The organism is Maridesulfovibrio salinus, from assembly GCF_055394525.1.
This window is the reverse complement of record NZ_AP042461.1, coordinates 2,648,019-2,663,004: the sequence shown is the minus strand read 5'-3', so window position 1 is coordinate 2,663,004 and position 14,986 is coordinate 2,648,019. Positions and strand designations below refer to the sequence as shown.

The 14,986-nt window shown below is 44.9% G+C and carries 12 protein-coding genes and 1 pseudogene; 4 read left to right on the top strand and 9 right to left on the bottom strand.

Annotated features, from left to right (window positions below; translation table 11 throughout):
- Positions 1-173: 173 nt before the first annotated feature.
- The 3 genes from ACZ5PW_RS12100 to ACZ5PW_RS12090 form a co-directional block, all read right to left on the bottom strand.
- The gene (locus ACZ5PW_RS12100) at positions 174-488 is read right to left on the bottom strand and encodes a tetratricopeptide repeat protein (protein WP_464553898.1); all 315 of its coding nucleotides are present in this window, start codon (positions 486-488) and stop codon (positions 174-176) included.
- 239 nt (positions 489-727) lie between these two features.
- The gene (locus ACZ5PW_RS12095; protein WP_464553895.1) at positions 728-1,723 is read right to left on the bottom strand and encodes an arsenic resistance protein; all 996 of its coding nucleotides are present in this window, start codon (positions 1,721-1,723) and stop codon (positions 728-730) included.
- Positions 1,724-1,746: 23 nt separating this feature from the next.
- Positions 1,747-1,902 carry a hypothetical protein gene (locus ACZ5PW_RS12090; protein WP_464553891.1) on the bottom strand — a complete coding sequence of 52 codons (156 nt, stop codon included), beginning with the start codon at positions 1,900-1,902 and terminating at the stop codon, positions 1,747-1,749.
- A gap of 95 nt (positions 1,903-1,997) precedes the next feature.
- Here ACZ5PW_RS12090 and ACZ5PW_RS12085 point away from each other — a divergent pair, with 95 nt between their 5' ends.
- The 3 genes from ACZ5PW_RS12085 to ACZ5PW_RS12075 all read left to right on the top strand — a co-directional run bounded on the left by ACZ5PW_RS12085 (position 1,998) and on the right by ACZ5PW_RS12075 (position 4,160).
- Positions 1,998-2,681: a Crp/Fnr family transcriptional regulator gene (locus ACZ5PW_RS12085; RefSeq protein ID WP_464553888.1), complete on the top strand. Its 684-nt coding sequence runs from the start codon at positions 1,998-2,000 to the stop codon at positions 2,679-2,681.
- A 94-nt stretch (positions 2,682-2,775) separates the two neighbouring features.
- Entirely contained in the window at positions 2,776-3,369 is a 594-nt protein-coding gene (locus tag ACZ5PW_RS12080) for a LysE family transporter (RefSeq protein WP_464553886.1), read from the top strand.
- Positions 3,370-3,374: 5 nt separating this feature from the next.
- Positions 3,375-4,160 (top strand): AraC family ligand binding domain-containing protein, encoded by a 786-nt coding sequence (locus tag ACZ5PW_RS12075; protein WP_464553885.1) that lies wholly within the window; start codon positions 3,375-3,377, stop codon positions 4,158-4,160.
- On the opposite strand, the gene ACZ5PW_RS12070 is transcribed toward ACZ5PW_RS12075, so the two are convergent.
- The 4 genes and pseudogenes from ACZ5PW_RS12070 to ACZ5PW_RS12055 all read right to left on the bottom strand — a co-directional run bounded on the left by ACZ5PW_RS12070 (position 4,161) and on the right by ACZ5PW_RS12055 (position 9,882).
- A complete protein-coding gene (locus ACZ5PW_RS12070) occupies positions 4,161-4,553 on the bottom strand; it encodes a hypothetical protein (protein WP_464553883.1) in 393 nt (130 codons plus the stop codon).
- A 175-nt stretch (positions 4,554-4,728) separates the two neighbouring features.
- A pseudogene (locus tag ACZ5PW_RS12065) lies at positions 4,729-5,325 on the bottom strand (methyl-accepting chemotaxis protein); the annotation flags it as partial.
- Positions 5,326-6,711: 1,386 nt separating this feature from the next.
- On the bottom strand, positions 6,712-7,959 hold the full coding sequence (gene sstT, locus ACZ5PW_RS12060) for a serine/threonine transporter SstT (RefSeq protein WP_464553878.1): 1,248 nt from the start codon (positions 7,957-7,959) through the stop codon (positions 6,712-6,714).
- A 576-nt stretch (positions 7,960-8,535) separates the two neighbouring features.
- Complete coding sequence (locus ACZ5PW_RS12055) at positions 8,536-9,882, bottom strand: DEAD/DEAH box helicase (protein ID WP_464553874.1); 1,347 nt, start codon at positions 9,880-9,882, stop codon at positions 8,536-8,538.
- Positions 9,883-10,109: 227 nt separating this feature from the next.
- On the opposite strand from ACZ5PW_RS12055, the gene ACZ5PW_RS12050 reads away from it, so the two are divergent.
- The gene (locus ACZ5PW_RS12050; protein ID WP_464553871.1) at positions 10,110-12,167 is read left to right on the top strand and encodes an amidohydrolase; all 2,058 of its coding nucleotides are present in this window, start codon (positions 10,110-10,112) and stop codon (positions 12,165-12,167) included.
- A 602-nt stretch (positions 12,168-12,769) separates the two neighbouring features.
- Here the strand turns inward: ACZ5PW_RS12050 and ACZ5PW_RS12045 are convergent.
- On the bottom strand, positions 12,770-13,282 hold the full coding sequence (locus ACZ5PW_RS12045) for a DUF6933 domain-containing protein (RefSeq protein WP_464553868.1): 513 nt from the start codon (positions 13,280-13,282) through the stop codon (positions 12,770-12,772).
- Positions 13,283-13,300: 18 nt separating this feature from the next.
- On the bottom strand, positions 13,301-14,938 hold the full coding sequence (locus ACZ5PW_RS12040) for a sigma-54-dependent Fis family transcriptional regulator (protein WP_464553864.1): 1,638 nt from the start codon (positions 14,936-14,938) through the stop codon (positions 13,301-13,303).
- Positions 14,939-14,986 lie beyond the last annotated feature (48 nt).

Sequence of the window (14,986 nt, the reverse complement as noted above, 5' to 3'; positions counted from 1 at the left end):
TCTACCCCGATTAATTGCGGATTTTTTTCTTTTCAACACTAAAACATAGAGCCAGCTAACTTCCTGTAACCTAGGTTAATTCTATGACTCTGTGAGATGATGGGTGGATATAAATTAAAGAGGCGGGCCCCGCTACAAGGCCCGCCTTTAGGAGGAGAAGCAAGAAGTTAAAATTATGCAGCAAGTTTTTGTTTAAGACCATCTATCTTGGACGTCATTCTTCGGATCAGATTTGCCTGACCGTCATGGTCAGGGTTCAGAAAGCCAACCGCAGTAGAATAAGCGTCAATAGCCTCTTCAATTTTGCCACTCATCTGGTAAACCACAGCCAGATTGTTATACATTGTTGCCTTATGAATTTTTTTGGACTTGCAATTGGACATAGCAATTGCTGTCTTAAGATTATTTTCGGCAGTGAAAAAATCGCCTTCGTTACACGCTGCCATGCCTTCCCTGCTCAATTGCCAGACTTTACTGAATCCACACATATTTAGCTCCATATATTTAATAATAATTGTATATTTTTTCTTGACCTCTTGATTATTAAATAATGAAAACGATTCTCAATGTCAAGGGCGGTTGATAAATTTACCGAATATACCCTGAAATTAATAGATATATAAACACTTGAAGTTGTCCAAAACAGCGAATTCTTAAAGTACAGCTTTAAGTTAAAAAACATAAACCCCGACCTGAAATCAACAGATCGGAGTTTAATTATCCTTTTTTATCCGGCCTGCTCTGCGCCTTCAAGATCAGACTCATTCGGACCGAAGATCCTTGAAGTAAACTTCACATACCAGGCTGCCGACTGAACCTGAATGATATAAGCCATGGCAATTACCAGAGCGGCATCAGAACCCTGCGGTCCGAAAGCATTGATTGCTATAGCCAGTGCTATGGACAGGTTTCTCATTACCGAACCGTAAACAAGTGCTATCGCATCCCCGCGCGGCAGAAAGCTTTTGCCTACCAATGTGCTTAAAGCGAAGTTGAATGCGTATAGTATAAACAGGGGCACGAGAATGCTGAGCAGAACTTCCGGAGCCGATGCAATGGTTCTGGCCTTAAGCGCCAGAGCGACAAAAACTATCCCAAGAACACCGAGAGTGGACAAAGGAGGAAACTTTGGGCCGATGTATTTCTGAAAATCCTCCTGACCATATCTGCCCACAAGATAGCGCTGAGTCATATAACCAAGTGTCATCGGCAGAAATACAATGAAGAATATCTGCTTCATCACGGCAGTCAGACTCATTTCAATTGTCGCACCCATGAGTGCCTTAACGAAAAAGGGAGTCAGCAACGAACCACAGACAAGACCTATCACTGTCATCTTTACCGCTGCGGACATGTTTCCCTTGGCAAACCCGGTCCATGAAATGGTCATACCGCTTGTGGGGACCAGTCCGGCCAACAGAAGCCCCAGAGCCATGTAAGGCTTATCCGCGAAAAAGAACATCCCGAACCCGTAGGCGACAAAGGGAACAATAGCGAAGTTGATCAGCTGGGTTAAAACCTGTGCTTTGACATCACCGCCCTCAAACACCTTTTTCACTTTGAGAGTTACCATCATGGGGTAAACCATCAAAAAGGTGAACGGAATGATCATGGATTTGAGCCAAGCGGTTTCAGCAACAAGACCGTAAACAAAACCGGCAGCCATCATCAAAGGGATTGCCACTATCAGATTTCTGGTAATTTTCTGTAATGCCTTCCACATATCTACTCTCCTGAATTGCAGGTTTAACTTTCGGGCAGGACCATTATGCCATGAGCCAGTATCCTGATCTGGAAACTGTCACCGCATCTTTCACATGCCATCCTGAAAATACCCTGCGGGGTTGATGAAACATAATGTTTAAATGTACAGTAAGGGCAATGTATCTTTGCAGTGTTCATGAACACCTCCTTCCTTTCTTCCTGAATACTGTTTTAAACATTTATCCGGCACCACACATTGATCACGATCAACAGAATATTTTTTAAGGATAAAAATGAATCAGCAGGAAATCGAAGCGGCCGTGCGGGAAATTCCGGTTTTTGCCAGACTCAAAGACAATCAGGTTAGCAGGCTTGCCCGCCACGCGTTGATAAGTGAGTTCCCGAAGAAATCGACCTTTTTCAGTGAAGACACTTCATCGCAGGGTCTGCATGTACTCCTTTCGGGCAAAGTCAAACTTTTCAAAATAGCAGAGGATGGAAAGGAACAGACTATATTCGTATTCGGCCCCGGAGAACCTTTCTGCCTGTGCTCCGCATTTTCAGACGGAGTCCTTCCAGCAAACCTAGGCGCACTTGAAGACAGCAGAGTTTTGTTCATAAGTCCCGCCGAGTATGAGAAGCTCGTTCACGAAGATCCGACCATACTTATGAGTATGATGAGAGTTATGTCCCGCAGGCTCAAGGAAGCAATGGTAATGATTGACTCCCTCTCACTGAAACAGGTTCCTTCACGTCTTGCAGCCTACTTTATGAGTCGGGAACAGAATGGTATTGTTAGAATGGAAATTTCATACAGGGAACTATCTAAAATAATAGGAGTAACCCCGGAAGCATTATCCCGGGCCATGAAGAAGATGGCCTCCGGAGGACTGATTGAAATTAACGGCCCCAAAATCACCATAATCAACCGGAAAGTCATGGAAAATTGTAAAGAAGGAGTATGTGATCTGAATTAAAGCTGCACAAGAAGTGATGAGCAACTTTGTACTATCCCGTCAGCTGATGTTCATGCCAATTTCCGATCATCCTGAGAATATAAAGGAGATCGACATGAACATATTGGCATTTCTGGCATACAGCATCATCGTGACTTTCACTCCCGGGCCTTCAAATATAATTATCTTTTCTACAGCCCAGAATCATGGCTATAGAAAGGCACTTGAATTCGTTGCCGGGGCAACCATAGCATTCGGTATATTACTTACTCTTTCCGCCACTCTTAACAGCTACCTTTTCAGTATAATCCCGGCAATAAAACAGCTGATGGGAATTGTCGGTGCTGCCTACATGCTTTATCTTGCATGGAAAATACTTAAAATGGATACCGGACAGACTTCAGATCACACTGGTGGATTCATAACCGGGTTCACCATGCAGTTCATTAATCCAAAGGCGCTGTTGTTCACCCTTACAGTCCTGGCCAACTTCGTGATTCCATCATATTCAGATCCATTGGACATTGCTGCATTCGTAGCTATACTGACCATTATCGGCTGCTGTGCATACAGTTCATGGGTTGTACTGGGCACCCTATTCCGCCGCTACCTGAGCCGTTACAGGAAACAGACAAACATTATCCTGTCGCTGACCATGATTTACTGCGCATGGACTGTTTCAGGACTTGAAAACATAATCCAAATATAAACAAAATGCGTGAATTTAATTACACTAAACATGATGACATGACTGTTCTCTCAGCCAGATTCGATGAGTTCGAATACAAAAAGCATTCCCACGAAGAATACGCTATAGGTGTTACTTTGACCGGAATTCAGAAGTACCGTCTTGAGGGGGAACTCTGCCACTCAAAGCCCGGTGGAGTGATGCTATTTGAACCGGAACAGATTCACGATGGCTGCTCGGGTGACAAAACAGATCTCGAATATGTAATGGCATACATACCAAGAGAGTTATTCGAAAATATTTCAGGAAAAAAAGATGTAGTAAGATTCTCTTCACCCATAGTTTACGACCGCAAACTGGCTTATGACATCATCAATCTCGCCCGTTCAATTGAAAACGGAAATGAAGAACTTCTTACAAACGAATTGATCATGGACGTAATCAGCCGGACAGCCAATGCGGATGAACAGATGCGTATGCCTCGAAACTATACTGCCGTGAGAAAAGCAGTGGAAATGATGCACGACAACTTCGAATCCCCTCTCAAACTCAATGAAATATGCACTGAAATACAATTGTCTAAATTCCACTTCATCCGACAGTTCAAAGCCATCAAGGGTATTTCACCCTACCAGTATTTTCTCAACCTCAGAACCGAAAGCGCAAAAAAGCTCCTCGAACATGGTGAGGAGCTTTATACAGTGATGCTTAAATGCGGATTTTACGATCTTTCACACCTGAACAGGCAATTTAAAAGTGTTTACGGCCTGACAGCCAATTCATATTCGAAACTGATCAACAATAAAACCTGATCAGTCACCACCGGCATCAAAATCTCCGCCTCCTGAATCGTATCCTGTATCAACATCGCCTGCTTCAGAAACACTATCCATATTGTCCATCGAGGACATGTAGTGAGCCTGCGCCATGCCCATGGCCATCATTTCATTGGGATCTGCACGTGGAATTGCCCTGATTTTGGCATCACGATACATACGCCGCATGGTCCACCAGATAGTCAGCCCCACAATCAGCAGCATTCCACCCATGAAAAACATTGCCAGCGTATCATCGGCAGTTATGTCAGGTTCCATGAAACCTGCCGCAATTATAGCCAGAGCAGGAAGCGTGAACACTGTCCCTAGCAGAAAAAGAATAAAAACCCGAATCTTTACACCAATGCCAACCGATGCTTTCATGCCCATAATCCCCTCCCATCCTTAGGTCATAATAAGATAATCCTGCTGTTAATATATCATAGATTGGGCAAAGAGGATACAAGGGGAATAAACAATGATCAGCCTATAAATAAGCGCGGGCCGCACTGCAGGGAACAGCACGGCCCGACTTTGGAGGTTAGGAGGTAAACGCTTTGTCTGTTTATGAAGAAAGTCTTTTAATCAAAGTATTAAGCTCACCGCACATTCCCACAAGCCCACTGCTGGCATCATTTGCTTCATGCATTCCGGCTGCGGTCTGGGTTGCGATAGTGTTTATATCGTCCACCGCACGGTGAATCTGTTCACTCGTTGCCGACTGCTGCTCAGCGGCCGCAGCAATGGATTGAACCTGATCAGAGGTGCTGTTGACTATTTCAACAATCCGCTCCAGAGTTGCGCCGGAACTTTCAGCAATACCGGTCGAGGTTTCAACCGCGTCTGTCGCCTGCTTTACACCTTCAATGGATCTTCTTGCTCCATCCTGAATTGCCTTGATGGCGTTGCTGACTTCATCGGTTGCACTCATGGTTTTCTCAGCGAGTTTTCGCACTTCATCCGCAACCACTGCGAACCCGCGCCCAGCCTCACCAGCCCTTGCCGCCTCAATTGCGGCATTGAGGGCAAGCAAGTTGGTCTGATCTGCAATATCCTGAATCACGGTGATCACACTTCCAACGGAATCTGTCTGCTGCCCGAGGGCATCCATGAATTGTTCAAGGCTTTCAGCATGGCCTCGAACTGTCTCAATCGATTTGATAAGATTGCGGACTTCACTCTGCCCTTCATGGGCATTATCCTTTGCTGCGATGGCATTATCCGCGGCACTTACTGCATGTCTGGCAACTTCAAGGGTGGTAATATTCATTTCCTCCATTGCAGTTGCAGTCTCAGTAGTCCGGTCGGACTGAAAAGAAGCTCCTTTGGCTGCCTCTCCAATCTGTGAAGCGATGACCCCCGCTGAAGAATTAACCTGTTCCGTTATGCCTACCAGTTCAGTGGCAACCTGAGCCACCCTTCTGGCATTCTCTTCAATCTCGCGCTGCTGTTTTTTTACTTCAGTCAGATCAAAATAAATGGTCAGCGCCCCGCTCAGATTTTTATCAAGGTCATAAATTGGCTCAGCTGAGAATAAAAGTTCATGAAGGCCGCCATCCCCTTCAAATTTTGTCTCACCTTCAATCCTGATGCCTTCGCTCACAACTCGGTCGGTTCTGGTTTTGCGGGAATTGTCCCCGTAAACATATCCACCGATTGTAAGACCGTAGTAGTCCTCGGGCTTTCCTTTTTTGCCTGAGATACTGAACAGCCTGCTACCCACATAATCGACTTTCCCTTCAGCGTCACAAGTCATAAAAGGATACGCCTGGGCTATGGCGTTCAGAACACCTTCGGCAAAGCCCAGACGTTTTTTAAGCGCATCCACAGTTGCACAGACTTCGGTATTTAAGCTACCGAAACTCCCGGCCCCGGCCTTCGGGCGATTTGAATTGAAATCACCCCCGGCTACCTGCTGCATGAAATCAGAGAGAACATCCGCTTCTTTATAAATTTTTGATGTAGCAACAATACCGAATAAAAAATTTAATCCCGCAAAAAAAAGAAATCCGGCAGCAACAGCAGAAAGCATTGCACCGGATGATAAAATCAGCTGACCGTCAGTTGAAGCAGCGGCCATTAGTTTAAGCGTGACCCAAAAAGCCGCGGCCCCACCCGCAGCAGACACCAAAGCACCAATGTTTAAAAAAGATCTGATCCTCATCACACACCCCTTGAACCGCAGGCAGAAGATTGTTCACACCACTGCCATCCGGCAAATGTTAAACAGAACATTTTGAAAACAATCTCACAGGAAAATGATCGTTTTCGAAAATATTTTCATTAGAACTACTCAAATTCGAAGATCGGGTCAATACTTTATGACATTTTTGTGTCGTAGTTGTTGCAAAATGAACATTTTTGTTCATCTAAATCAAAGCATTAGAGTTATAATATTCCGAATTTAAATATTCAGTCCACACAAGCGATTACATACTCAAAAACAAATTAATACAGGCACATAAAAAAGGCCGCACTGAACAAACAGTGCGGCCTTTCATGCCATATACGAAACACTCCAGTTAAGGAGCAGAATATAATGCGTGCATTATGCTCCGACAGTTCCTTTTACGGTCTCACCAGCAGCGTTTGATGCAGCAATATCAGCGCTCGCAGTGAAGAGAACGTCAGTGGAGCTGTTCAATGCAGTTTCAGCGGAGTCCTGAATCACGCCAATAATGAAACCAGCTGCAACAACTTCCATAGAAACTTCGTTCGGAACACCGAAGAGACTGCATGCAAGAGGAATCAGCAGAAGCGAACCACCTGCAACACCGGAGGCTCCACAGGCGGATACTGAAGCAATCAGACTGAGCAGAAGCGCGGTGGCGATGTCAACCTGAATACCAAGAGTATGAACTGCCGCGAGAGTCATAACTGTGATGGTGATGGCTGCTCCGCCCATGTTTACGGTAGCTCCCAGAGGGATTGAAACGGAGTAAGTATCTTCGTTAAGGTTGAGACGCTTACAGAGTTCCATGTTAACAGGAATATTCGCTGCGGAACTGCGGGTAAAGAAAGCGGTGATACCACTTACCTTAAGGCAGGTAAAAACAAGCGGATAAGGATTTCTACGAGTCATGAACCATGAAATGAACGGATTGACTACCAGAGCAATGATGGTCATTGACGCGAGAAGAACCATGATAAGATGGCTGTAACCTGCGAGGGCTTCAAAGCCGGTGGTTGCAATGGTCTTGGAAACCAGTCCGAAAATCCCCAGAGGGGCAAAACGGATAACAAGCTTTACGATACCAGATACACCGTGGGCAACGTCCGCAAGCATTGTTTTGGTTGCTTCACCGGTATGCTGAAAAAAGAAACCGAGAGCAATAGCCCAGGCAAGAATACCGATGAAGTTACCAGTAGCTAGTGCGTTAACCGGGTTATCAACCACCTTGAACAGAAGAGTATTGAGCACTTCAGCAATACCGCTCGGTGGAGCAGCACTGGTATCTGTTGCAACCAGAGTCATGGTTGTGGGGAACAGGAAACTCATGGTTACCGCGACCAGAGCGGCCATAAAAGTTCCCACGAGGTACAGAGAGACAATGGAGCGCATGTTGGTATGCGCGCCTTTTTTCTGGTTGGCGATGGAAGAAGCCACGATCACGAAAACAAGGATCGGAGCAACAGCCTTAAGAGCCTTAACAAAAAGACTGCCTAAAAGACCTACGGACTGAGCAAAGTCCGGAGATACAACTGCCAGAGAAATACCTGCAACGATTCCGATCACGATCTGTAGCACAAGGCTGCCGGATGCGATCTTTTTAAAAATTTCGGATATCTGATTCATAACCATTCCTGAAAGTTAAAAATTGAATAAATGAGCGCTTTTGCTCTTAAAGGAATGATTACATTTTTGTCAACATTTTATTTTCTTATTGCTAAATTCGAAATAATCCATCGTATTATTACGGATAAAGTATTTTTTAATAAAAACGCAGAGATGTGGACAAGACAAGTCGGAAATCGGATTCAATTTAATTTTATTACAATTTAGACATGATCAGAGCATACAAATGCCGATCAAAAATCCAGTAACAAACCAAACTCTCCAGAAAGAATAATTCTCCTCCAGAATCTATTGCATTTCGCGAAACTGCTATCCCTTTTACAGTACAATAAAAATCCCGCCCTGAAATTCAGGGCGGGATACAGATTGATAATAATCTCTACTTCATCAGACTATTCAAAGCAGCAAGATGTTGGAAAGTAAAAAGGGCGGAAATTACACACTGTCATACAGTGGAAGCTTCTTCAGCAGCTCAGCACTCATTAATAACTTATTAGATGCGGGAATAGCTTAAAATACGCTTTGCAACGTAGAAGCTTACTTCTTCGGCAGTAAGAGATTAACTCAGGCTTTACTTCAAACAATTTCACTGAAAATCTGCTGCCGGATACCGGAACTATGTTTTAAAACACCCACCTTATCATCAATAAAATCATAAATCCTCGGACGTTTCCCTTCACCGGGACGCAGAATCCTTCCAACAATCTGTACCAGCCTTCCTTTAGCTTTTATGGGAGCACAGAGAAAAAGAGTGCTCAACCCGGGGCAATCAAACCCTTCACCTATTAGGGATGCAGTGCTTGCCAGCACCTTGATCTTCCCTGCATTAAGGTCCACAACAATTTTTGCACGCTCGGAAGTTGGTGTTTTGCCTGTCAGGACCGCAACCTCAACACCACGGGCATGAAGTATATCAGCAAGCTCATCGAGCTGAGCGGTTCTGTCCGCCACCAACAGCAGAGTTCCATTATCCTTGGCGGCCTCTTTAACCACATTGGATGCTATGAGCTTGTTGCGTTCAAAATCTTCAGCAAGAGCTGTCATCATCAGGGAGTACTCTTCTGAAGGATTTCCGGCAAAAGTGAATCCTGTCTCAACCCTGCATACTTCAGGCTTAAGAATTGCCCCTGTGTCACGAAGCAGTTCAGGATTCACCCTGTGAACAAGGTTTCCGAGAGTGAGGTTTATAATCCGATCGAGGCCGTCTGCGCGGTAAGGAGTAGCGGAAAGCCCGGTAAGGTATTTTGCATCAAATGAGGTAACAACATCCTGAAATGTGCTGGCCGGTGCACGGTGGCATTCATCTACAACTACATGTCCGAATTCCGGCATCAGTTCTTTTTTCCGGTTGCGGGCGGTCTGAATAGTAGCGATAGTCAAAGGCCGTATTTTGAATTTACCGTTGCCAACCTGCCCAGCCTCGATACCCATAAACTGCTGTACACGGGCAACCCATTGCAAAAGCAGTTCTTTGGTATGTACAAGGACAAGACACGGCTGCTTGCGCTGCGCGATTAGAGCAAGAGCCATGACAGTCTTACCCGCACCGGTCCCGGCCTCAAGAATTCCTTGAGATGGGCGGGCAAAAGACTGCAGGGCTTCATCCTGATAGGGTCGAAGCTCCCCCTTGAACTCGAAGTCGACAGGGTCCAGCTCACGCCTGCGATCATCATATTCAACATCCTCACCAAAAGCCTTGGCCATCTGATGAAGCTCCAGTCCGAATCCGCGAGGGCAATGAAGACGCTTCCATCTGTCTCCTTTAAACATTTTGATATGCTTGGCAATGCGCCCCGCTCTTCCCCGATACTTAATGGCATTTATATATTCAGGATTCATCAATGTAAGAGTATCCTTAATCTGATCCACCAGATCCTTGGGTGTATCTATCAGAGTAAGGTCTTTGGTAATGCGAACAAGCATGAATGCTCCTGTTTGAATTCAATTTACTTCGGGAAAACTTGTTTAACCGAAGTAAACAAGTACGTCAAAACAGAAATACACTCAAAATTAAGATCATCGGCAGTCAACGGCAGTGAGACTGGTAATATCTTTCCCACTGAGTTAAGTAATAAAGAATCGATAAAAAACGTATGCCCTGTCATGCTCGAAATTAAGATAAACCGTTAACCGCAAATCAAGGATCTGAAATGAATTGCCCCAAAAGTCCTGAAACTTTTTTAAGGCATAAGTTAACGAAGGAATACCCGGAAGTCTTCGGCGTTGGAATGGATGACATAAACCCTGAACATTATCCACCCGATACAGAATACCGGATTGAACCTGAAATTGAATATGATAAGGACGCCCCAGCTGATCTTGTTATCCGAAACGCGTTACTTGCGAATGGACAGATAAAAGATATTGCCGTTGCCGGAAATTTAATAATCAGAGTTTGCGACAGTGAAGAGTTGAAAGATATCATAACTTCCGAAACAGAAATTATTGATGCCAATGAAAAGTCTGTTTCACCCGGATTCGTGGATTCGCACCTGCATCTGGATGTGGCAATGCAGCGCCTTGGCTCCTTGAATGTTGAAGAAGTAAAATCAAGCACTGAATTTAAAGATAAATTAGTGTCCTATGCCGAGAAAAACCAGCATATGCCTTTTCTTCAGGTCTTCGGGCTGCACTATTTTGATGATCCCATAATTCCGGCGGAAAACTGCCGGGATTTCCTTGATGAACTGGTCGAGGACAAGCCTCTCCTTATTTTCGCGCACGACATGCATACGGTCTGGGGAAATACAAAAGCACTTGATGAATCAGACATGCTTAAGCCTATGCCTCCTTATCCCCATTTAATAGAAGAGCTTGACCTTGAAGATAAAATAGTCACTGACAAGAAAGGCATACCTACCGGAGAATTTAAGGAGCCTGAAGTATACAGTTTTTTAGTCGGCCCGCTCCAGAGTAAATTTCCCAAGTCAATCGAACAGCAGTTGGAGGATCTGGAAACTGTCTGCCTGACACTTGCCGCTGAAGGAATTACCGGGGTTCACCGCATGGCTCTTGCCCAGCCCTCGCAAGACATTTCTTTCCTCATTCTGCTATTTGAACTGGAACAATCCAACCGTCTGCCCATACGGGTCAGTTCCTCATTTTCTGCCGTTGCTGACCATAATATGCTCAAAGATGTTGTGCTGGGTTACAATACACGGGAATTTATCAGCAAAGCCCGCAATGGAGAAACGACCACAGCACAACTGCATGAAGAATTGACTCTGTTGCTGAAAGCAGCAAACGAAGACCGTCACCAAAAACTGGTGAAAGCTTCTCAAAAGGGTGAAAGACATGCGGACCACCCCAAATCGGAAACATTGATGGCAACGTCAACGCACATCAAAGATGTGAACCACGGAAGTTATGTAAAACTGCATCTGGAAAGAGATAATCCACATACAAACAGCAGCCACCCTGATCATCTGAATTACCACTCTAAAATACGTCTGGATACACTCAAAATATTCATGGACGGAGTGATTGAAAAGGATACTGCCTACCGCACCGACCAGCCACCATCAAAAGGAATCCCGGAATTTAATCAGGCGGACCTCAACACGTTGCTTGAATTCGCGGACAGGCTTGGAATTCAGGTTGCAGCCCATACCATTGGTGATGGCTCGGTAAAATCCATACTGGATGCCATTGCAAATGCCCGTAAGGCTAACTCTGAAATAGACCGTAAAAGAGGCCATAAGATACCTCACCGGATTGAACACATCGAAATCTGTCGGCACGAAGACATCCCGAGGTTCGGGCTAATGCACACAATCACTTCTATGCAACCGCTCCACGAAAGACCTCCCATGACGTTATGGCATACCCTTATCCCCGAAAATGAGTGGAACACGGCTTTTGCATGGAAAGAGAATAAAGACAACGGAGCAATTCTGGTCTTCGGAAGCGACTGGCCTATTGTTTCCTGCAATGTGAGAAAAGGTATTCACCATGCAGTCAGCAGAAAGCCATGGAAGGAAAAATCCAGAGACCAGTCTGTAGATATAGAAACGGCTCTGGCCGCATACACATCCGAAGCCGCGTACAGTGAATTCTGCCAGAACATAAAAGGAGCTATCAAACCGGGCATGCTTGCCGACATCGTAATCCTTTCTGGCAACATACGTGATCTACAAAATGGTGCTGACAAATTAGAGGTAATGACCACAATCTGTGACGGAAAAATTATCTACAGAAAAGACCAGTAAAACATACGACAATTTCACCGGTATGTCAGCTAACGTAATCATAATCCAACATGGACTCTTCACTTGAAGAGTCCGTAATCGCAAAAATTGAAGCCGGAAATTTCCAATCAGATAACTTTTTTGGCGACAGACTGAATCCGCGTTCAGTCTCAACAAATCCCATAAACACTGGGCTGAACACAAGAAATGCTAATCCGGACTTAAAAAATGAATGGTGATATAAAATGTGAAAAAAAGAATTAATCAAAGGCCATTGACGAAGCAATTTTTCTGCGTACTCTGAAACCAAGAACTGAAAAGAAATCCGTAATTCTCCGGATATAGTTTCGAACAGCAGGAGTTGATTTTTATGTTTATGTGCTGGTTATGTGGAATTGCAAGAATCGTTGAAAGAGTCTTTTTTGCAACTGCGGAAAAAGGCTATGTTGTAATGAAAGAAACCAGCACTGACAAAAAACTATCGACTCGAGTAAGTGAAAAAATCTAGGCATTAAGTATCTTACCTCCTGAGAACACATCATACACAAGAAGAGCCCCGCAAAGACGTCTTTGCGGGGCTCTTCTTGTTCATAAGCTTACTCAGAAATTCACCTTAAAATAAATCACAGACCGCTAAGCATTTTACGCATTGCTTCGGCAGGAAACACGTATTTACCCAGATCTTTACCCTGATATGGAGTCTTGTTAAGCAGCGTAGTTATACGCTGAACTTCCACCTCAGATTCCGGCAACCGTCCCAGTTCAGTTTCAAGAAGAAATTCGACAGCTTTTTTCATATCGTTCAGAGTACCTAAAACACTTCGACTATGGCTCTTTCCGAATGAGCACTTACCAAGCAGAAGTAAAGATTTGGCAATGTCCCCCTTCTCAACAGATGCCCACTCAAGCGCTGCCCTGAAATAATCACGAAAAATCACATCAAAGTTTTCAAAATCTTTTTTAACCATTCGCGGAATAAATACAGCAAATCTGGTTTCATCATTTACTAACAGCACTGATTTGCTGCGATACAACCGGAAAATATTTGCATGCCATCCTTTGATTCCCCTGTAATCTTCACTTGCACCAATTTTCCGAACTCTTAATTCATCAAGCATCTTTTTAGTACAACCCATATACGGCATAATCCACCTCTAACGGACTATCTTAAGTTTCTTTATTCGAGTCGCAAGAGTTGTAGGTTTCAATCCGAGCAGTCTGGCGGCTCCGTCAGAGCCATAGATTTTTCCCCGGCACAGCTTAAGAGCTTTTTCGATATTCTTTCTCTGCAGGCTTACCATTTCCTGCTCAGACATTACCCGCTCATCACATTCTCCGCTAACAGCCTGTTCATCTTCCTTGGATGATCCGATTTTCAGATTTCTGAAAAATTCCAGACCTGCAGGATCGGAACTGGAGGTAATTGCAAAACGCTCAACAATATTCTGCAACTCACGGACATTACCCGGCCATGAATAGGTGGAAAGAATCCTGTGTTGCGCTGAAGTAAAATGAAACTCCGGGCGCTTCATCTCCGCCAGATATTTTTTCAGAAAATGGTCTGCGAGCAGCGGGATATCTTCTTTCCTCTCCCTTAAGGGCGGAACCTCAATGGGAAATACATTGAGCCTGAAATAAAGATCTTCCCTGAATCGTCCCTTCTCCACTTCGGACTTCAGATCTTTATTAGTCGCAGCTATGATTCTGACATCAACCTTACGGGTCTTTTCCTCACCCACCCGCTCATACTCCCCCTCCTGCAGAATCCGCAAAAGATGAGCCTGCTGATCAAGTGGAATCTCTCCTATCTCATCCAGAAAAAGGGTTCCCTTGTCTGCCGCACCGAACTTTCCGGCCCTGTCTGAAACAGCACCGGAAAATGCACCTTTGACATGACCGAAGAACTCACTTGAAAACAAATCTTTGGGAATTGAAGCGCAGTTGACCTTGATCATGGGCTTGTTTCTGCGTGTACTACGGTTATGCAGTTCGCGGGCGACAAGTTCTTTTCCTGTCCCCGATTCCCCGAGTATCAGCACCCCGGCATCAGTAGATGCAACCAGATCAATCTGCTGGATAATTCTTTGTAACGGCGCACTCTGCCCTATAAATCCGCCAAACGATGCGGAACTCAAAAGCTCTTCACGCAGGTAACTGTTTTCAGCCTCAAGGCGCCGGGTCAATTCCTCGATTTTTTCAAAGGCTCTGGCATTAACAAGTGCGGCTGCAGCATGATTGGAAAGAATACTCAAAATATCCAGGGCGGGCTGAGCAATCCCGCTTTTAGTAAATACAGCAAGCACACCCATTGTTTCACCATGATAAGAAAGGGGCTGCCCGGCGAAACCATTGATCCCCTCCCTTCTGGCCCAGTCCTGATGAAGAATCCATTTGGAATCATCGGCAACGGATTTTACAATTACGGGTGTACCGGTTGCAGCAATATGCCCTACCTTTCTGGCCCCTAAAGGGAAACGCCTGTGATCACCGTCAATACGTGACCAGTCGGCACTGACATCCGAAACCGATTGCCCTGCGCTGGCAACAAGATGCAGACACTTGTCCTTATCAAGGCACTCATCACTCAGCGGACAGCTTTCACAGATATCGCCTTCTTTAACGAGCCAGATTCTGGCCAGCGAAATATTTGGAAACCGGGCAAGTCTGTTGACTATAAGATTGAAAAGAGAATCGGTGGACCTTTGCTGTCCCATCTCCAGCAAAAGTGATTGGATTTTTTCATTACGGAAGTGAAAGGTTTGTTCGTCAGCCATGCATGAAGTTCTAAACATAATTACCCCGGCTGACAACAGAATAGAGGATTGCTTTAAAAAAGGTCA